Source organism: Bradyrhizobium sp. WSM3983, assembly GCF_000473045.1.
Taxonomy (GTDB): Bacteria; Pseudomonadota; Alphaproteobacteria; order Rhizobiales; family Xanthobacteraceae; genus Bradyrhizobium.
In genome coordinates this window covers 12,402-31,191 of the sequence record NZ_AXAY01000024.1, presented here as the reverse complement: position 1 = coordinate 31,191, position 18,790 = coordinate 12,402, and the positions used below count along the sequence as shown (strand labels likewise).

General features: G+C 61.7%; 17 protein-coding genes. 9 read left to right on the top strand and 8 right to left on the bottom strand.

The window, feature by feature from the left end; genetic code table 11:
• Positions 1-16: 16 nt before the first annotated feature.
• Complete coding sequence (locus YUA_RS45230; RefSeq protein ID WP_051383416.1) at positions 17-1,057, bottom strand: AraC family transcriptional regulator; 1,041 nt, start codon at positions 1,055-1,057, stop codon at positions 17-19.
• Between the two features lie 132 nt (positions 1,058-1,189).
• On the opposite strand from YUA_RS45230, the gene YUA_RS0127820 reads away from it, so the two are divergent.
• Both YUA_RS0127820 and YUA_RS0127815 read left to right on the top strand, forming a co-directional pair.
• Positions 1,190-1,726: a carboxymuconolactone decarboxylase family protein gene (locus YUA_RS0127820; protein ID WP_027533641.1), complete on the top strand. Its 537-nt coding sequence runs from the start codon at positions 1,190-1,192 to the stop codon at positions 1,724-1,726.
• Positions 1,727-1,768: 42 nt separating this feature from the next.
• The gene (locus tag YUA_RS0127815; RefSeq protein ID WP_027533640.1) at positions 1,769-2,275 is read left to right on the top strand and encodes a YkgB family protein; all 507 of its coding nucleotides are present in this window, start codon (positions 1,769-1,771) and stop codon (positions 2,273-2,275) included.
• Between the two features lie 9 nt (positions 2,276-2,284).
• On the opposite strand, the gene YUA_RS0127810 is transcribed toward YUA_RS0127815, so the two are convergent.
• From YUA_RS0127810 to YUA_RS0127800, 3 genes are all read right to left on the bottom strand, one after another.
• Positions 2,285-2,548, bottom strand: a complete 264-nt coding sequence (locus tag YUA_RS0127810) for a hypothetical protein (protein WP_156947282.1) — start codon at positions 2,546-2,548, stop codon at positions 2,285-2,287.
• A gap of 139 nt (positions 2,549-2,687) precedes the next feature.
• Positions 2,688-3,221 (bottom strand): 2'-5' RNA ligase family protein, encoded by a 534-nt coding sequence (locus YUA_RS0127805; RefSeq protein WP_027533638.1) that lies wholly within the window; start codon positions 3,219-3,221, stop codon positions 2,688-2,690.
• A gap of 79 nt (positions 3,222-3,300) precedes the next feature.
• Positions 3,301-5,118, bottom strand: a complete 1,818-nt coding sequence (locus YUA_RS0127800; protein ID WP_027533637.1) for a DEAD/DEAH box helicase — start codon at positions 5,116-5,118, stop codon at positions 3,301-3,303.
• Positions 5,119-5,911: 793 nt separating this feature from the next.
• On the opposite strand from YUA_RS0127800, the gene YUA_RS0127785 reads away from it, so the two are divergent.
• Positions 5,912-7,654, top strand: coding sequence for an ethylbenzene dehydrogenase-related protein (locus tag YUA_RS0127785; protein WP_027533636.1), 1,743 nt, complete (start codon positions 5,912-5,914; stop codon positions 7,652-7,654).
• 147 nt (positions 7,655-7,801) lie between these two features.
• On the top strand, positions 7,802-8,812 hold the full coding sequence (locus tag YUA_RS0127780; protein ID WP_027533635.1) for a 2Fe-2S iron-sulfur cluster-binding protein: 1,011 nt from the start codon (positions 7,802-7,804) through the stop codon (positions 8,810-8,812).
• Between the two features lie 47 nt (positions 8,813-8,859).
• Here the strand turns inward: YUA_RS0127780 and YUA_RS0127775 are convergent, their stop codons facing one another.
• Positions 8,860-9,663, bottom strand: a complete 804-nt coding sequence (locus YUA_RS0127775; RefSeq protein ID WP_027533634.1) for a PstS family phosphate ABC transporter substrate-binding protein — start codon at positions 9,661-9,663, stop codon at positions 8,860-8,862.
• A 380-nt stretch (positions 9,664-10,043) separates the two neighbouring features.
• Between YUA_RS0127775 and YUA_RS0127770 the strand changes: the two genes are divergently transcribed.
• Entirely contained in the window at positions 10,044-12,533 is a 2,490-nt protein-coding gene (locus YUA_RS0127770; RefSeq protein ID WP_245285275.1) for an EAL domain-containing protein, read from the top strand.
• Positions 12,534-12,633: 100 nt separating this feature from the next.
• Here the strand turns inward: YUA_RS0127770 and YUA_RS45225 are convergent, their stop codons facing one another.
• Complete coding sequence (locus YUA_RS45225; RefSeq protein WP_245285279.1) at positions 12,634-13,332, bottom strand: hypothetical protein; 699 nt, start codon at positions 13,330-13,332, stop codon at positions 12,634-12,636.
• Between the two features lie 610 nt (positions 13,333-13,942).
• Between YUA_RS45225 and YUA_RS50290 the strand changes: the two genes are divergently transcribed.
• On the top strand, positions 13,943-14,263 hold the full coding sequence (locus YUA_RS50290; protein WP_027533632.1) for a hypothetical protein: 321 nt from the start codon (positions 13,943-13,945) through the stop codon (positions 14,261-14,263).
• A gap of 729 nt (positions 14,264-14,992) precedes the next feature.
• On the opposite strand, the gene YUA_RS0127750 is transcribed toward YUA_RS50290, so the two are convergent.
• Entirely contained in the window at positions 14,993-15,610 is a 618-nt protein-coding gene (locus tag YUA_RS0127750) for an isochorismatase family protein (RefSeq protein WP_027533630.1), read from the bottom strand.
• Positions 15,611-15,690: 80 nt separating this feature from the next.
• Positions 15,691-16,515, bottom strand: a complete 825-nt coding sequence (locus YUA_RS0127745) for a pirin family protein (RefSeq protein WP_027533629.1) — start codon at positions 16,513-16,515, stop codon at positions 15,691-15,693.
• A 61-nt stretch (positions 16,516-16,576) separates the two neighbouring features.
• On the opposite strand from YUA_RS0127745, the gene YUA_RS45220 reads away from it, so the two are divergent.
• From YUA_RS45220 to YUA_RS0127730, 3 genes are all read left to right on the top strand, one after another.
• Positions 16,577-17,518 carry a LysR family transcriptional regulator gene (locus tag YUA_RS45220; protein WP_198029516.1) on the top strand — a complete coding sequence of 314 codons (942 nt, stop codon included), beginning with the start codon at positions 16,577-16,579 and terminating at the stop codon, positions 17,516-17,518.
• A gap of 303 nt (positions 17,519-17,821) precedes the next feature.
• Positions 17,822-18,292, top strand: a complete 471-nt coding sequence (locus YUA_RS0127735; RefSeq protein WP_027533628.1) for an aminoacyl-tRNA deacylase — start codon at positions 17,822-17,824, stop codon at positions 18,290-18,292.
• 34 nt (positions 18,293-18,326) lie between these two features.
• Positions 18,327-18,746, top strand: coding sequence for a CBS domain-containing protein (locus YUA_RS0127730; RefSeq protein WP_027533627.1), 420 nt, complete (start codon positions 18,327-18,329; stop codon positions 18,744-18,746).
• Positions 18,747-18,790: the final 44 nt, after the last annotated feature.

The following is an 18,790-nucleotide window of genomic DNA, read 5'->3' as shown; positions in this document are numbered from 1 at the left end:
ACTTCGTATCGAAACATCAGGCCGGCGAAGACGCATCACTGCGCTTCGCTGGCCTTCGCTTGCCGACAGGATCGGACGTCTCCGCAGGCGTCGCGTCGGCGGCGGCAGGCCTTTCGGAAACGTCCGGGCCTGGCGCCTGGCTTTTGCGCCACTGTGCCGGCGTGATGCCCATGTGGCTCTTGAACGCGCGCTGGAATGCCGCTTCGGATTGATACCCGACAGCTTCCGCCACCGCGCCGGTCGACAGCGAAGATTTTTTCAGCTCGTTCGCCGCGAGCGTCATCCGGATATCGGTCAGGAGATCTGCGGCCGAGCGCCCGAGCTTCTCCTGGAATTGCCGCACGAGCGTGGCGCGCGACATGCCGCACAACCGCGCGAGCTCGGGCAGCGACCATGCGCGCGCCGGTTCGTTGAACAGGGCGGCCACTGCCGGTGCAAGGCGCGGGTGACCGGCCAGGGCAAGCAGGCCGCGCGGCGCGTCGTCCGCAAGGCTCGCGAGCCGCAGCACCAGCGCGAACATCGCGCTCGACAGTGCGTTCAGCATGGCGCGACCACCGAGACGATCGTCCGCGGACTCGCTCCGCATCAGCGCGACAAGGCCGACGAGTTGCCCCGCCGCGTCCGTCTCGCCGGCATCGGCGCCGGCATGCACGACGAGGCGCGGCGGCAAATAGCTGCGCAGCAGGCGGTCATGCGGGGGTGCGATGGCGAAGTGTCCGCACAACAGATCGAGCCGTTCCCCCGCGCCGGGATTTTCGCTGATCGTGAAATTGAGCGAGGCGCGGTTGCGTGCCGGCAGCGGCGCGGTCCCGCTGCCGTCGTGCATAACGTGTCTGGGATTGCCGGGGAGCAGCAGGATATCGCCGGATTTCAGCTGCAGCGGTCGGCCGCCGGCCGGATCGTCCAGCGTCGCCGAGCCGGCCAGCACGGCGTGATAGGGGATTTCGTTTGACTTGCCCGGTCCCTGATCGATGCGCCACGGCGCGCCGTAGGAGCAGCGCAGGTCAAGCCGCCCGCGCACGGGCATCATCTCGAACAGCCGGCTCAGCCAATCCATCGCGGTCTCCTGAACACGCTCATTTCGAGACGTTTGAGCATGTCTTCGAGATTTATCGACATTCAAAGTATCAGAACGGCACCCTATTGTCACCCTGCAAACGTTCACCAACCCCAACAAGGAGTGCCAACAATGTCCCGTCTTTCCGTTCCCAGTCTCGAAACCGCAACCGGCGCAACCGCTGAAGTCTATGGCCAGATCAAGAAGGCGGTCGGCAGCGTGCCGAACACCTTTGCCGCGATCGGCGCCCATGGGCCGGATGCGCTCAAGTCCATCCTGCTCGCCGACAGCGTGCTCGCTGCAGGCTCGCTCTCGAAGCGTGACCAGGAAACCATCAAGCTCATCATCTCCGAAGTCGCGGGTTGCGACTACTGCGTCGCCGCGCACAGCCTGCTCGGCAAGCTCGCGGGCCTGAAGCCCGAAGAGTTGAAGAATATCCGCGAGCGCCGCGCGACCGGCGATGAGAAGCGCGATGCGCTGATCCGCTTCGTCCGCAAGCTCGCGCAGACCAGCGGCACCGTCAGCAACGAGGAGTTCGCCGCCATCAAGGCTGCCGGCCACACCGACAAGCAACTGGTGGAGATCAGCCTGGCGTTCGCGACCACCGTCTTCACCAACGTGTTCAACCGCATCAACGACACCGAGATCGACTTCCCCGCAGTCGCATAAGCGACCGCGCCAAGTCTGATCATCAATGCAAGGATCACGACCATGACCACAATAACCAACACCACGCAAAGTGCGCTTGTCCGCGCGCTGCAAAACTCCGGCCTGCTTGCGGAGGATCTCGACTACCACCTCGTCCGGGCCTCGATGGTGATCATGTTCCTCTTCTTCGGCTACCAGAAGTGGTTTCCGTACGAGTTCGAGCGGCTGGTCCCGTTCATCAGCAACGGCCCGCTGATCTGGTGGCTCTATCCTCTCTTCGGCCACGCCGGCGCCAGCTATTTCCTCGGCACCTCGGAGTGGACGTTCGGCACCCTGCTGCTCTTGGGCTTCTGGGACAAGCGGCTCGGAATCCTCGGCGCTCTCGGCTCGACCGGCACCTTCATCGCGACGGTCACGATCATTCCGTTCATGCCGGAGGGCTGGGATGTCGCAGCGGGAGGATTTCCCGCCATGACGGGAAACGTGCCCTTCCTGATGAAGGACGTGGTTCTGCTGGCGGTGTCGTTCTATCTGCTGAGGCAGGATGTGGTTCGGCTGATCCGGCAGTAAGGTTTTGGATCAATATCTGAGACCTCCGGGGCAAGGCCCGGAGGTCTCAGATTGAATAGACCGTTCGCTCAGTTCTGCCGGTGAATGGTGATGTTGACGTGGCTGCTGCCCAGCGCCGAGGTGACGGCGTTCTCGGCCGCGGCGAATTCCGAGCCGATCCATTTCGCAGCAGAAGACTTGATCCAGCCCAAACAGGCCGGCTGCGGCAACGCCGTCGAGTTCGTCGATGGCCAGTTCGCGGTTTTCAAAACCGGTTTCGTCAGGACGCTTCATGTTGGTCTCCAGTTGGTGACGCGGGCCATCCCGCGATCACGAACAGGATGCACGCACACTCGCCATGAGGGCTGTGACGATGATCACCTCGGTCGCGGCAGGCGATCAGATGGCGCGCCATTCGTGAAGCCACGCCCGACTACGGCGCCAACCTCGTCTCGGCGACGATCCGCACAGGCGGAAACACAACGCAATCCACCACGTCGAACATCACCTCGATGCTGCGATCGAACGCCCGTGCAAAGGCAATCGCATCGTTGCGCCGTTCGTCGGCGATGGCAGTGCCGAGCGTACAATGCGGCGTCCATGCGCCGGGCCGATAATGAGGACGACAATGTGCTGGGTCGATTGCCGCGCTGACAGTGCGATGGATCCGAGCCAGGGCCTCGTCGACCGCCGGCCCTGCCCACAGCACAAGCGGAGAACCTTCAAACCAGCGAATTCGCTTGAATTCGACGCGCAATTGCGTTTCGCCAGCTGAGGCGGCCAGCATGGCATCCCATGCGGCCGCCTCGTCGATCGTGGGCCCGTCGTAGATCGCAAATGTAAAATGCGGACGGTAGCCGAGCGCACGCATCGACGCCTTGGCCTCGAACGCGCCGACCTGATCCCACAACCGCTCGATCTCGTCCGCTGAACTGTTGTCGGCTCGGATGTTGATCGCCAATGCCACGGGCTTCCCCCAGCGGGTGTAAAAATCAAATCGAGATGGAAGGAAGGTGACTTCGAGAAATGGCGCTCCCGTTGGCGATCTACGCGATCAACCGCTGCACCAGAGCCGATTCACTCGAGTAGGTCAAAAGCGCCTCGTGAGTCGCCCGAGTAACCCCAACATACGTCAGTCGAACACATTCCTCGACCGCCTCGCCGTGGCGGCCGAGCAAGCCCAACCCTGCAATGGCGACGCACGGAAACTCGAGCCCCTTCGCGGTGTGTATGCTCAGCAACCGCACGGCCACCCGCTTGGTCGAAACTCTGTTCTTATTGTTCTTGGCCATATCGATCGGCACTTCATGCTTGGTGAGCACCTGGGCAACCCGCTCCCCAACCCAGTGCTCCGGATAAAGGCAAGCCATTTGCGGCCACTCGTATCCGGCCTTTTTCCGCCCGAGAAACCACTCGGCGATGCAGTGCGCTTCTGCGTCAATGCTCACACACTGCCGCACGTCTGGCACCAATCCCTGCCGACCCGCATCCTCGGGCAAGAGAATGGCGTGCTCATCATCGGCCGCCGTGCCCGGAGCGCCGATCACGTCTGAAGCGAAACGTCGCGCAAAGGCAAGGATTTGGGCCGTGTTACGGTAGTTGACTTTCAGTACGGTCGTTCTGCCCGTCGCTTCAATTCCGAGCTGTTTCCACACCGGGCGCTCACGTCCCTTGTAGATGGCCTGTATGTCGTCATAGACGACCATCAGCGCCTTCGTGCGCGGGTTCACCATCTTGGCCGCAAGCGCGAGCCATTGCGGCTCGAAGTCGTGTGCCTCGTCGATCAGGACAGCATCGTACTGTTCCGTTGGGATATGCCCCTGATCTACAGCCTTCACGACCTCTGAAACGCTCGCAGCCAGTCGCTTTGCGTAGTCCGGATACTCTCGCTCGGATGGGGCGGGTATCCCATAAGTCCGCAACATCCGGTAACACCAAGCATGAAAGGTAAGGACCTGAACACGGTTCTCCACGCCCCGGTTCTGCATGGTATCCTCAAGTCGCCCAGCGATGCCGTTGGCGTAGCACAGGATGAGCACCGGCTTTGTCGCCGCACGCGCCAGATGTTCGGCTCGAAAGGCAAGGATGAGCGTCTTGCCCGATCCAGCGACGCCACGAATAATTCGGTGTCCCTCTCCCAGGCTGCGCGCGATCTGCTCCTGATGCATGTCCATGACTGCAAGAGTCCGGTCGGATGGATCGGGCACCATCGCTTCGTCCAGAGGCAGAGCAATCTGTCGTACGCGGATTTCGGGAAAGAGCAGCGCACGAAGCCGGTCGAACTGCGGCATCGACAGAGGATCTCCCAGACGCGAATAAACCATGCGCCACAATCTGGACCGGAATTCTTCGGGATCGGCGCCCTCCGTCATTTCGTCCTTGAACATACATAGATGCTCGGCGAACACCTCCTTGAGATTGGTCTGATCGAACTGCTTCCGTGTAATATTCGTGAAGACGACCCCGAAACCGAACGGAAGAATGGGCCGGCCCATGAAGCGATGACCAGCCGGGAACAGCAATTGCCCATCCCGCTCCAGTGTGCGCACGACCTCGAACGTATACTTGCGAGCCTGCTCAAGGGGATTGCTCTCGCGCACGATGCCACGACTCGTCAGCAACTCGGCCTTCAATTTGTCGGCCGACACGATTGACTCCAGCCGCCAGTCCTTCACCTCGAGCACGAGCAGGCCGTTCGCCGGGTGAACGATGATGAAGTCCGGATGCCGGCTTTGAGGGCCGACCGGGAGGTTGTGCCAAACGACAGCGTTCTCTTCGAGGAAGTCCTTGAAACGCTCCGCAAGTCGCAGCTCGCCGCGGGTGTCGAAGCGAGCGAAGCCGAGGCTGGGGATCAGTATCGCCATATAGCGACCGAGAGGTTGACGGCCCGCTCTGAGCCTGACGCTACTTCAACACGCTTTGGATCGAGCCTCACGAGCCCTCCCCTTCGCAGATCGTCGCCGCGACGTTCGCTTCCCTCAGGACTTTGGCACCGAGCGATTTCTTGGGGAAGGCCTGTCTGGGCTTCTCGGAATTGTGGACGCGCGCGACGGCTTCCTGAAGCGCTCCGGCACCTTGCCTTGAGCGCGGTGCGTCCCGCATCTGTCCTTGATCAGTCCCATCAAACGCGCGCATCCAAGACCACTGCTCTGCTACCACCTGAGCGCAGACAAAGCCATGATTTGCGTGATGATTTTGATCTGGCAGCGCTTCTAGAGCCGCTGGCGCGCCATTCAGAACAAAACCGCGAACTCATATATAATTGAAATTGTTATATAAATTCAAGCGAATGGGGAGAATCGACTCACTGAAGGCTACCTATGCCCGCCTTGGCATCTTCGGCGACCACGCCCATCTCGCCAAATCCCCAATGCTTCGCAGTCATTCTGGCGCCAACGAGCAAGCGGAGTGGCTCGTCTACGCAAAGCGGCCGGTCGGCAGGCCCGAGGCCGTGCTCGCCTGATGCTCGCGCCTTCTCGAATGTCCAAAGGACGGCCGACCGGGGACAAGTTGTCGCGAAACGAGCAATCTCGCCAGACTTGATAACTTGCTTGTGATATCGCGGAGGTAGCTTGATCGCAGCTGTCCGCCTTTCCGGGAGAAGCGAAAAGCGGACGCTGTAGCTCTGTTGGTTTACCATGGGTAAGCTTTATGCAAATGGACGATGTCACCGCTCGAACGAACGCCGATGCCTTGACCGAGAAAAGCCTCGCTCAAACAAAGACTCGAGAAAGCCCGCCACGCACGGATGTCGGGACGATAACGCTTCATTGGGCGACCGCCCTCGCGTTCGTCGTAAGCCTCGTTACCGGGATACGCATCGCAGCGGACGCGCTGAGCGCCCCCTTCTCGAAATGGCTCGCTCCGGTCCTGCCGCAAGGCGAGATCTTTTCCTGGCATTTCCTCGCGGGGCTCGCCGTCTTCTTCTGCGGGTCGGCCTACGTCGCCTACCTCGCGCGCAGCGGCCTCGTCGAGCGCAACAGCCCCAAGAAGACGCGGATCCTCGCGATGCGCGCTCCGGCTCGCCTCAAATGGGGAGCCGTCAACATCATCCTGCACTGGTTCGTCTATGCGCTCGTGATCTTCCTCACGGGGACGGGCGTCATGATGTATCTCGGCTATGGCGGCTGGTGGGCTTATCTCCACTCGACCGCCGCCTTCGTCGCGCTCGTCTATATCTTCGCGCATGTCGCCGCGCATTTTCTCTATGGCGGCTGGCTGCAGATCTTCCGCGTGTTTCGGCCGACGCCGCTCGCGATCACGAAGGCCGTGCGGCCGAGGCCTCTTCTCGTCGCCGCTGCAATCGGGGTGGCAGTCGCGTGCGGCGTCGCCGGGCTCGACTGGGCGACGCGCGATACGCTCGTCGTCGCACGGGTGAGTGACGCGCCCAAGCTGGACGGCGCCATGGGCGATCCCGCCTGGTCGCGCGCGCGCCCCGTCGTCATCCGCACGCAGCAGGGTGCCAATCTCGACGGATCGGGCGAATCGCGCGTGGAAGTGCGCGCCCTGCACGACGGGCAGAAGATCTATTTCGCCTTCCGCTGGGACGATCCCACGCGCTCCCTGCGCCGCATTCCGATCGTCAAGAAAGTGGATGGCTGGCACGTCCTCGACGAGCGTGCGGGCCTGCAAGACGCCGTCGACTTCTACGAGGATAAACTGGCCGTCATTTTCTCGGATAATCCATCGCTCGGCGGCGCAGGCGCGACGGATCTAGGCGCCAACCCGCTGCCCGGCAAACCGATGCCGATCAACGGCCGGGGCTTCCACTACACGGCGGATGGCAGCTACATAGACATGTGGCAGTGGAAGGCGTCGCGAGGGGGCATGCTCGGGCGCGTCGACAGCCAATATATCGGTCCGCCCTACGCCCCGACCTTGGACGAGCAAAATTACGATGCCCGCTACCAGGGCGGCTATTGGAACAAGCCTGGTCGCACTCTCTATTCGTATAACTTCAAGTTCATCCACAGGAACGACAAAGGACCCGTCACGGTTCTGCGGCTTCCCAAGGACTGGAAGGCGCAGGTCGCAGCCCTCAGCAAATTCGATCTCAACCCAAACAGCAGCGACGACGAGAACGGCCGCTGGTACATGTTCGACTGGGAGAGCGAACCCTACACTCCAGAGGCAGACGCGAGGATTCCCGTCGGCACGATCCTGCCCGGCGTGATTATTGCCGGCGACACCGACGGAGAGCGGGGCAATGTCACCGGGGTTTCAAAATGGAGCAACGGACATTGGACGCTCGAGCTGACGCGCAACATGAAAAGCGATGGCAGATATGACAAAGCCTTCGTGCCGGGCCACGATCTCTACATGTGGGTCGCTGTCTTCGACCATACACAGACGCGGCATGCGAGCCATAACCGCCCGGTGCTTGTCGTCACGCAGGAATAGGCATCTCATGGGGGGCGACGAGTTCTACCGGAGGCCACCACGGCGCGGCTGCGCTGAAGCATGGCTTCGCCCTCATCCGCGCAACGCATTCTGGCTCGGCGAGCAGCGGCCTGCTCGCAGAAATTCGCAGCACCCAAAGGCCTTGCGATGAAGCGGCATTGTCGGCTCGTCCTCAACGGCAAGGTCGTCGAAGCCCGCGCCGGCGAAAGCCTGATCGACGCGGCGCTCGGCGGCTCGATCCTCATTCCACACGACTGCAGATCGGGACAATGTCAGAGCTGCCGGGTGACGGTCGTTTCGGGCTCGGTCGATGACGGCGGCACGGGCCATGGCCGCACTGTGCTCGCCTGCCAGGCCGCGGTCGCAGGCGATGCGGAGATCGAATTCGAAGAATTGCCGCTGCCGATGAAGCGGGCGTGCGCCGTCACCGAGATCAACGAGCTCTCGCCGGAGATCGCCGAGGTCGTGCTGACGACCTCCGCGCCGCTCGAGTTTCGACCGGGCCAATATGTGCGCGTCAAGTTTTCCGGCTATCCTGCGCGCGAGTTCAGCCCGACCTTCAGGCTCGATGGTTCCTTCAAGCAAGTCGAACTCGTCTTCCACATCCGGCGCCTGGCCGACGGCACCGTGTCGGGGCAGCTCGGCAAGGCCATCAAGCCCGGCCATGCGGCGCATGTGCAAGGCCCCTTCGGACAAGCCCATCTGCGACAGGGCCAAGGGCCGCTAGTGCTGGTCGCCGGCGGAGCAGGCTGGGCCCCGATCTGGGCACTCGCCCGCTCGGCGCGCTCGACCCAGCGCAACCGCGAGATGGTGGTCGTCGCCGGCAGCCGGGATGCCGATAACCTCTATATGCTTCCCTCGTTGCAGTGGCTGATCGACGACGGTGTCCGCGACGTCATTGCGACAACGGAGGTCGGATCCACCCTGCCGATCAGGCCCGGGCGCCCATCGCACTACCTGCCCCTGCTCGGGCTGGAGGATACGGTCTACGTCGCCGGCCCCGCTGGTCTCGTCGAGATCGTGAAGAACAAGGCGCGCTCGGCCAATGCGCAATGCTACGCCGATCCTTTCCTGCCGAGCTCTCAAACCTCATCGCTGATGGACAAAATCACCCATCTATGGCGAAGCCGGGAGCAGCCTCGTCGCCCCGGTCTGTGAGCCGATGCCGAGCTCAGCAGCGCCGGCGGCCAGCGAGCCCCGGCGGCTCACGGCTTGACGGGCAGACTACCGAGGCTGGTGATGACGTCGGCCGCCTTCTGCGTATCGGCAAAGCGTAGAAAGGCCAAGGCGTCAGGATCCTGCAACGTATTTAAATAGATCAGCGCCAGCACCACGCTCGAGGGATAATCCGCGTCGGTCGGGTAGTGGCCATCCACGCGAAGCACTGTGAGCCCCTGTTCCAATGGCCGCGAGAAGGGACCGAAGCCGATCGCGCCTTGAACATCGCGAACCGTCTCGATCGCTTCCTGTGTGGTCGTTGCCGTCTTCGATTTCTCGGTGATCTCGAGATCATGCCAGCCGGGCATGCTGGCCCGTAGCACGGTGAGGGTACTGTCCTGGTCCTCGCGCCGCACGACGCGGATGCGCATATCGGCTCCGCCCAGCTCCTTCCAATTTGCAAGGCGGCCCGAATAGATCGCAACGAGCTGATCGCTTGTGACGGCACTCACTCCACAGCCGGGATGGACGATGAAAGCCGAGGGCAGGCGGGCGATCGCCTTGTAGACGATGCCGGAAGCCGCTTCGGCGTCGGTCAGGCGGCGTGCGACGCGCCCCAAGATCGCCTTGCCGGCCCCCACGGCCGCGATGCCTCCGCCAGAACCGATGCTCGGCGGGACCTCGACCTGTGCCGATCCTTCCTGCTGCATGAAGCTCGCGGCGATGACGCGCAGGACATCGATGCCGTCTCCGGTCCCGACGATGTCGAGCCTGCGTGTTTCGGCGCTAGCGGCACTCACCCCCACAAGGCAGAGGCCCAAAATTGCCGCCGTGATCCTCGCAAATGCCATTGCAAACCCCTTCGAACCACGAGGTGTGCAATCTGGCAAAGAAACCTAAACCATCTGTTGTCGCAGCGCCGTGCCTTTTGGAATTATCTGTAGTGGACAGAAAGCACAAAATTTGATGGTTTCGAAAAACCGGATGCTAATTAATCAGCAACAAATAGGCGATAAATAGACGATATTGAATGGTTCACTCGCCTAAGGTCGGCGCCTGGAAGACGCTCAGTTGGGGGCCTCAGTGGGCGACATTGACCGGCCCCCGCAATTTCAGGGTGCTGGCGGTGGTGGCGACTGACACGGATATGACAAAGGCATCGAGGACGCCACCCCGCTGGCGTCGTTGGGCCGTTCCGTCCGGGGTTCCGAGTTTTCCCTCATCCATCGCCATGCGTCTTGTTGCGGTCGTGCTCGCGACCGGCGTCCTCGGGCTCGGCCTCATCGGTGGCTTGACGGCGCTACGCCTGCACCAGCAACTGAGGCACCAGGCTGCGGCACTGGGTGAACTCTCAGAAGACCAGCTCGCTCATCGCCTCGACGGCGAGGCGCAGTTGGCGCGAGCGCGAATCGAGGTCCTGGGCGCGGAAACCGCATCTCGCCTGCGTCAGATCTCTCAGCGCGCCGACGTGGCCAAGGCGGTCGCCTCGAACAACGATGTGACTATCCGCGAACTGCTCAGCATCGTTGCTTCGACCTCCGGCTTCGAAAGGCTGATCGCCTTTGACGAAACCGGTCGTGTGATCGGCGCCAACACGCCCCTCGACCTCCTCGCGCTGAACCGGGCGCTCGAGGGTACCGCCCTCTCCGTCAATCTCAGCGCGATCCTCAAGGACAATAGCCGCGCGCACCCGCAGGGTGAGGAAGGCACCTACGAGCTCAAATTGGGTGAATTGTCAGCGCTCGGCCTGCCGGAGCGTCACACCATAGCGCACACCGCGATCGAGCCCGTGTTCGACGACTTCGGCGACCTCATCGGCGCGCTTGCCGCCATCCGGCCGCTCGGGCGCACGGAGCGGACCCTCGAGAACTTCACTTCGCTAGCCAATGCCGGCGTGGTCATCATTACAGGTGACAACGAGATCGTGTCTTCCGCGGGGCCTGAAGGGGTGAGATTCAGCGGCGCCAGGACGCGTTTGTCCGGGCTGCAGCACTCGGATGACGGCAACTACGTCGCGCGCTGTGTCGATTACGAGGCGACGCTCAAGGTGTGTACGTTCGCGAGCGCATCGCTCGTGACGACGACACGCGATCAGATGTTCCAGATTGGCGCAGCCCATACTCGTTCGCTGATGTGGCAGTTCCTGGCATCTGCGGCGCTGGCGCTCGGTGCCTTGGTCGTCGCGCTATTGGCCGCCGTGAGGCACCTCACCAAAGGACTTTCGGCGCTCGCCAAGACCGCCCAGGAAATCGCTGGTGGCAATCTCGACGTGCCGTTCCGCGCAACAGGCATCGGCGAGGTCCGCGGCCTCGGCCTCGCATTCGAGCGAATGCTGACGCATTTGCGGGCCAGCACTCGAAGAATTCGTCAGCTCGCTTTCTACGACACGGTGAGCCGCATTCCCAATCGGGAGAAGATGCGCGTCGATGCGCCGGCGCTCATCGACGCGGAAGAGGGCGGAGCGTTGTTCTTCCTCGACCTCGATGGCTTCAAATCCATCAACGACACTTTCGGGCACAAGGCTGGCGACGAGCTGCTCAGGATGGTGGCCGAGCGCTTGAGCAATTTGCTGACGTCCAGGGGCGCTCCCGGCAAATGTCTGCTCGCCCGGGTCGGGGGCGACGAGTTCGTCGCCATCATCGCTGGGGTGAAGACGGTCGAGGCCGCGAGCCTCAAGGCCCGCGAGATGATCGAGACGCTGCAGGTTTCCTTCAAGCTCCAGAGCAACCATGCGACCATCGGCGTCAGCATCGGCATTGCGATCTGTCCCACCCACGGCACAAACTATGACGATCTCCTGATCCGCGCCGACCTTGCGATGTACGTCGCGAAGAGCTCGGGACGCAATACCTACGCGTTCTTCACTCCGGATCTCGCAGAGGTCGCGCGTTCCCGCCATGCGCTCGAAACCGATCTCGCCTTGGCGATCCGCAATGGAGATCTCGTCGTCCATTACCAGCCCAAGGTGTCCTGCGCGGATGGCCGCATCCTGGGGGTGGAGGCGCTGGCGCGCTGGCATCACCCGAAGGAGGGCGACATTCCTCCTCAGCGCTTCATCAAGATCGCGGAAGAGATCGGCCTCATTATGGAGATCGACCGCTTCGTGCTCAGGCGCGCGCTCGCCGAAATCGGGGGCTTGATCCGGGCCGGCTCGAACCTCGTGCTCGCCGTAAATGTCGCGGCGACGGACATCGAGGACCCGCTGTTCATCAAGGATATCGTCACGACCGTTCGCGAGGCCGACTTCCCGCCGCGACACCTCGAGATCGAGGTCACAGAGTCGGTCGCGATGCGCAATCCTGATGTCGTGCGCGAGAGAATAAGCCTGCTCAGGCAATTGGGCATACGCTTCGCAATGGACGATTTCGGAGCTGGCTATTCGAATCTTTCGACATTGGCGAGGCTCCCCTTCGACGCCGTGAAGCTCGATCGCACGCTTGTGGCGGGTGTCGCGGATGACCGCGAAAAGCAGACGATCCTTCGCCTAGCGCTCGGACTTGCAGACGAATTGGGGTTCGAAACGGTCGTAGAAGGCGTCGAAACGGCCGAAGACCTTCGGTTCGCGGCCGAAAACGGCGCGACCATGGCGCAAGGTTATATTTTTTCTCCGGCGCTACCACTCGAAGAGTTCGCCGTCCTGCTCCAGCCGAGCCTTTTGGCTTCGGTGGTCGAAGTAGTGCCCAGGCGAGACCGAGCGGAGCGGCAGATTGTAAACCACTGAGGCGTCTGCGACGAGACCGGCCGGTGTCCTACCGGCGCCCACCAGCGATATCAACAGCTTGCGTGTCCGGACGTTGGCTGGGAGCTCCTGCGACGCTCTGTCAGCGCGCCTCCGCAAGGGCTCGCGGCTCGACCAGCAGGCCCAGTCGTTCGTAGCGGCGGCGAGTTCTGCTGAAGCGCACGACGACTGCATACTTGGTACTGTTCGTCTTCACGCGCCGCGTGAGCCGGGCATCGCCCGCCGGCAGAAATTCGAGATCATCGAGGCCGACGCAGCGCAGACGCGCCGGGCCGGGCGGCTCCATCATCAGGAGATCGCCGGTGCCGCCGCAGCGATGGCATGTCCACTCCGCGTTCAATGGCTGGACCACCACCAATTCCGCGCCGCGGCTTGCCTTTTCCGCCAGGCGCTCGCGCTTCGCTTCGGAGAGTTCCGGCGACACCCAATGTGTCCGAAACGACGCCTCGATCTTGGGGTCTCTACTTCGACTGAAATGCAGTGCAGAGCGTTGCGGCGTACGATCAACATAGTCGATCGGGCTCGCGATCAACCCTCTCTCGGCCGCCCAGGACTGGAATAGCTGCATGGCTTCCAGGATGCGGAGCGGATTGACCTGGATAACTTCCTCCACGCAATCGACCTGCCGGCGCTGCCAGCGCTCCACCGCTCCGGGATCAAGCCACCCGATCCCGATGAGGATGTCGGTAGCGCTTGCAAAGCTCCGGGCCGCCAGCGCCCTTTCGGCTGCTATGGCGACGCGATCGCCAAGTGGAACCCGATTCTTCCGGCTCATCGACACACCTTCCAATCGACGCCGAACCCGACCCGCTAGTCTCGGCGGCGCGGATCAGTTTCGCAAGATTTCACCCCTCTCCCGGTCGAGATGCGGCCCGTCAGGCTGAACAAGCTCCTCGGATTGCAGCCGGCGCAATGTCGATAATGGACATTGCTGTTTCGCGAATCAATGCGCATCGCTAACGATGACGAAAGCTGGCGACCCAACTCGGGAGCGTTTCATGGCCCTTCCCCTCGCCCAACAGCAGTCGATTTTCGCCTGGGGCGGCAACATCCCTTCGACGCCTGAGGACATCCTCGCGCGCTACCTACACCTTCGGGAAATCTCCAAGAAAGTTCATGAGGAAGTCCTCAGGTGTATATCCGCCGATGCCTTACTGAATCACGCAGGCTCGGATTGGCGCAAGGAAGGACGTTGCTTCTCGAAGACATGGACGAGATGTACTATGTCTACGACCTTGCCATTTACACCGCACCGGCGGATCGTTCGCGGGCGATTGATCGCTACGCGAAGTCGGCCAGGTTCGAAGCGCAGTCCGACGAAGGGGTGATGCTGGACGCAATGCGCGCGTCGCAAATTCGCGATACTCGCGATCGAGCAGCGTCACGACGCGGTGGGCCTGATCGCCACCGACATTCTCCGCAACTCAAAAGTATGGCTGCTCGGCGTCGGCATTGAAAGTTCGATTGACGATGGAGAACTGATCGCCACAAGGCTCCTTACTCCTGGGGCGTTCTCGATGACGGCCGGCGTCATGGTCCCGTTCGAGATCGAAATGCTCGAGCCGATTTGCATGCTGCTGCCGCAGCGCGTTGGAAACAGCAAGTTGAGCCGAGTAGCGGACGACAGGCGCTTCGCCGAAGCTGTCTACAAGGTGGCGCTTGCGGACGGCGTCATGGATCGCGTCGGCTATCTCGATCTTGCAGGGGGCTAGGGAGGATCGCGGACAGGGCTGAATTCGGCGGCCTTGGCGCCAGCCGCCGCGCTCCGGGGCGAGGCGGTTTCATTCCCTCAAAGGACGATCCGCTCATCCTCTTCAGGTCGATCGGCGATATTGCGGCATCGCTTCGCCGAGCGGGCGGTGCAATAGCGCCAGCGTATTGCACCGATCCGCAGATGAATTCGACGAAACATGCTTTTTGCTATTCCGCCCTATGATCGGCTGTCCGGGCATATACATGCCCGAGCGCCTTTTGGCGCGGAATTGGCTCACCTGACAATCTGAGGAGGCCTAAGCTGCCTCAGGCAGCTCATACCAGATCGTCACCACGATAACGGGATGGGTCCCGTCGTCGGACCTTTCCGCTACCGCGGTGGCACGAGTTTCAGTTCTGATGACCGTCGCCGAGCCGAGATGGTCGAGCCACATATTTATGCGCTCTTCCAGTTCGCTCGGTTGGGAACTCATAAAGAATTTTACTCTCATCGGCCTCGGCATTTGACCCAATCCCTTCTTTTTTTATGCTGACCGACTCGCCGACGATCCGCTCGTGAACGGCAATCTTGCTGGTTCCTGCCTCAGCAACAGGGTAGCAAGCTGCGTCGCGATGGTGTCAGCAGCGGACACGGCAGGCAAGTTGGAACAAAGAGAAACTTGGCCAAAGCCGACACCACTCCGAAAGGCTTTTCGTGCAGGAAGGGACGAAAATGGCCACCTTGCGATCTATGCGATGCCGGCACCAAGGGCCGGGAACACGTCCGTGAACAGCAAGGTGATCAGCTGCTGGCCGGCAGGCGTTGACCAATCCTGCGCGATTTCCGCAATGAGCGTGTTGGTCGCGGTTAGGACGACGCCCGCATCATGCATGCGCTGACGGGAAAACGCTTCGGATAGATCACTCGGCGAACCCGAGGCGTCCAGCACGGCCTGCACGCCGAACCCCTCGCGCGCGGCATCAATCGCGGGAAAGATCAAACAAACATCGGTCGTCACGCCTGCCATGATCAGATTCTTGCGTCCCGTGGCCAGCACAGCATTGCGGAAATCAGGGTAGGCCCAGGCGTTCACAACGCCAGGGCGTTTGACGCGCGCCGCGTGCGCTTCCGGAAGAACCTCGGCGATTTCAGAGAGAATAGGACCCTGGGCGCGATCTTCCTGGCTGGAGGTGATCACTACCGGCATGTTCAGGATCTTCGCCATCTTGGCCAGCGCAATCGACTGCTTGGCGGCAACATTGCGGTCGATATTCTTGATTAGCTGCATCGTGCCGACCTGATGATCGATCAACAGGAGTGCTGAGTTTTCAGCGGAAAAACGAGCCGATACTTGGGGAGTAGTCATCGTGTGCTCCTTTGAGTTTGCGAACGATCGGTTGGGGAGACCACCGATATTCGCGTCGGGGACGGGTTAGGTGAGCCCGCTCAGGCGGGCACGGAGAGTGAGGCGATGCGTCGGCGTGCCTCGTCGAGTGACACGGGGCTGGCCATCATGAGCGGGCCGTAGGCGAAGACCGGCTGTTTGAGCTGCGCGCCACAAACCAGCGCGATCCTTGCTCCGTGCGAACCGGTCGCAATCCGAATGCGATCGTCGCTGTCCGCCGCAAGACCAATCGCCTGTGCGGCGGCAAGGGCCTCATCGCCGATCGACGCGACGCCCTCAAGCAGGACGAGGATGCCGCCCCAGCCCGCAGGCACAGCGATGTCGCGGATCGCGGACTCGCTCAGCCAGATTTCCTCGATCCGCACCGGCGATGGCAGGGCGTCCATGAACGTGCCCAACGCTGTTCCGTCGACCGCGACACGCGACTCCCACCCGTCGCCCGAATGACGTTTGATCATGTCGGGTGGGACCGCAAAGGCGGCGGCTTGGTCGGCCTGATGGGCAGCGGGTAGATTGATAAAGATCTGCAACCCCCACGTGGGTCCTGCGCCCGGAACCGGTACTTCCTCGTGCATCATCCCGCGTGATGCCCGGCTCCAGTGCATGCCGCCCGGACGAATGTCCTGCACATTGCCGAAACTGTCGCGGTTTATGAAGCCGTTGGGCGAATCTGCGAACAGATAGGTGATGGCGGAAAACCCGGCGTGCGGGTGCGCTGGAAATGTTGGGCCGCTCATTTCGAACCAGTCGATGTTGAGGACGGGATCAATGAGGTTGCCGAACGCCTGACGCGGGTACTGGCGGGCCGAAAACACGGCGCCGTGGCGCATCTGCGTCGGGGTGTAGACAGATGAAAAGTGGAGCATCGGATACCCTCCTGACAATGTTGAGCGCGAATATGCGGCCCTATCACTGTCCAGATAAGACTTGCATTCGGAACGGTACTATCCCATTTTCAAGACAATGAAGCCATCGCTAGACGATCTCGCGCTGCTCGTCGCCATCGCTGACGATGGTAGTTTCACAGCTGCGGCCAAGAGGCTGGGGGTGCCAAAGTCCACGGTCAGCCGCAAGCTTGCCGACCTCGAGTTGCTGTTGCGCACATCGTTGTTCCGGCGCTCGACACGCGCACTGTCGCTCACGGACGAAGGTCAACGCATCTATGACATGGCAAAGCCATCGATTGTCGCCGCCGACGATGCAGCGCGGGCGATAGCCGAGCGCGAACGGGCTGTTGCCGGGCGCGTCTCGCTGACAACCACGGCGGCGCTTGGCCAGTACCTGGTTGCCCCGCATCTAACCAAGTTGACCGCCGCTTACCCGGATGTGCAGGTCGAACTGCGGCTTACCGAGCGGCGCGTCAATATCATTGCTGACGGCATTGACCTTGCGGTGCGCACGGGCACGCTCGAAGACAGCGACCTGATAGCCCGCCGTCTGTGCAAGGTCACACGCCTCCTGGTGGCGTCTCCCGCGTATCTCGAAAAGGCTGGGAAACCGGTGGCGCCTTCAGACCTCGCCTCGCATAATGCGATCATCACCAGCGCGGCGCTCGCCACCTGGCGCTTTGACGGGGGATGGGATTGCTCGATGCGATGGACCATCGCCGCCGGCAATATGCTGGTCGCCCATCAACTGGCGCATCTTGACCATGGCATCGCGCTCCTGCCCGACTTCATGCTGGAGGCAGATTTGAAGCAAGGCAGGTTGGTCCGCCTGCTCTCCGAATATCCCATGGAACAGGCGGACGCCTGGATTGTCAGCAGCCGCCAGCGCTATCGCTCGCTCGCAGTACAGACCATCTTGAACTACTTAGTAGGAGCTAGTGACCCTGGCTCGTTCAATACTGAACGGTCCGGAAATTCGTAAACTTGATCGCGTCGAAAACGCCGCCGCCGCATGACCGGTCAAGCTTCACAAGCTGCCGGAAATGGCGCGCCACCCAGAACGAAGCCGCGAACCCTTATGTAATTGAAATTGCTATATGATTTCGACAGAAATGTCCCAACCCCCACGTGATCCTCGCATGTGCTCATTGACGATGACGAATTGCACCTTGCGGGTGGGAGGCCTATGTTGAGCGTCTAACCACGCAGCCGCCCATCGTACGGCGAGATTCTGCAGGGACAACCTCACGGTGGATGGTTTGCATTTTGCGCCGGAGGTTACGTCATGGCCATTGCTCCCACACTCCAGAAATACCTGGCCGCTGAAAACATCCAATACGAAGTGATTCCGCACGAACTCAGCATGACGTCCACTCGCACGGCGGAGGCATGCCACATCTCGGGTGATCGCCTCGCCAAGGGCATCGTGTTGCGGCGTGACGACGGATACATGCTGGCAATCCTGCCCGCATCGCACCATCTCCGCCCGTCGGAACTGAGGACAATACTCGGTGACAATGTCCATATGGCCAGCGAAACCGAGATCGGGGAGCTGTTCCGCGACTGTGCGCACGGTGCAGTTCCCGTCGTCGGCAAGTGCTACGGGCTGGATACCATCGTCGACGACAGCATCGAGGCGCAGCCGGACGTCTATATGGAAGCCGGCGATCACACGTCGCTGCTTCATATGGGCCATACGCAGTTTGCGCGCCTGACGGCCAACGCACTGCACGGGCGCTTTAGCGCGCACGATTGAGGATGCATCTGAAACCCTGGAACGGAGGTTCGCCATGAAAGTCAAAGACGTGATGCACAAGGGTGTCGACTGGGTCAGCCCCAACACCCCGATCACCGAAGTTGCGAAATTGATGCGGGGGCATGACATCGGCTGCATTCCGATCGGCGAGGACGACAAACTAATCGGGATGGTGACCGACCGCGACATCGTCTGCAAAGGACTCGCGAGCAACGGCTTCGATGCCGGCCGCGCGACGGCGCGCGATGTGATGACCGAAGGCATCCATTGTTGCCGGGAGGACGATGACCTCGCCAAGGCGATGCATCACATGGAGAAATTGCAGGTCCGCAGGCTGCCGGTGATCAACAAGAGCAAGCGGATGGTCGGCATCATCAGCCTGGGCGACCTCGGCCGTTCCGCGTCGGGTGATTTGCTGACCGAGACCGTGAGGAGTGTTTCGGCGCATCACTGAAATCCGGCCAGGGCTCCTCTCGCGATCGCCGCTCGATCAGGCGT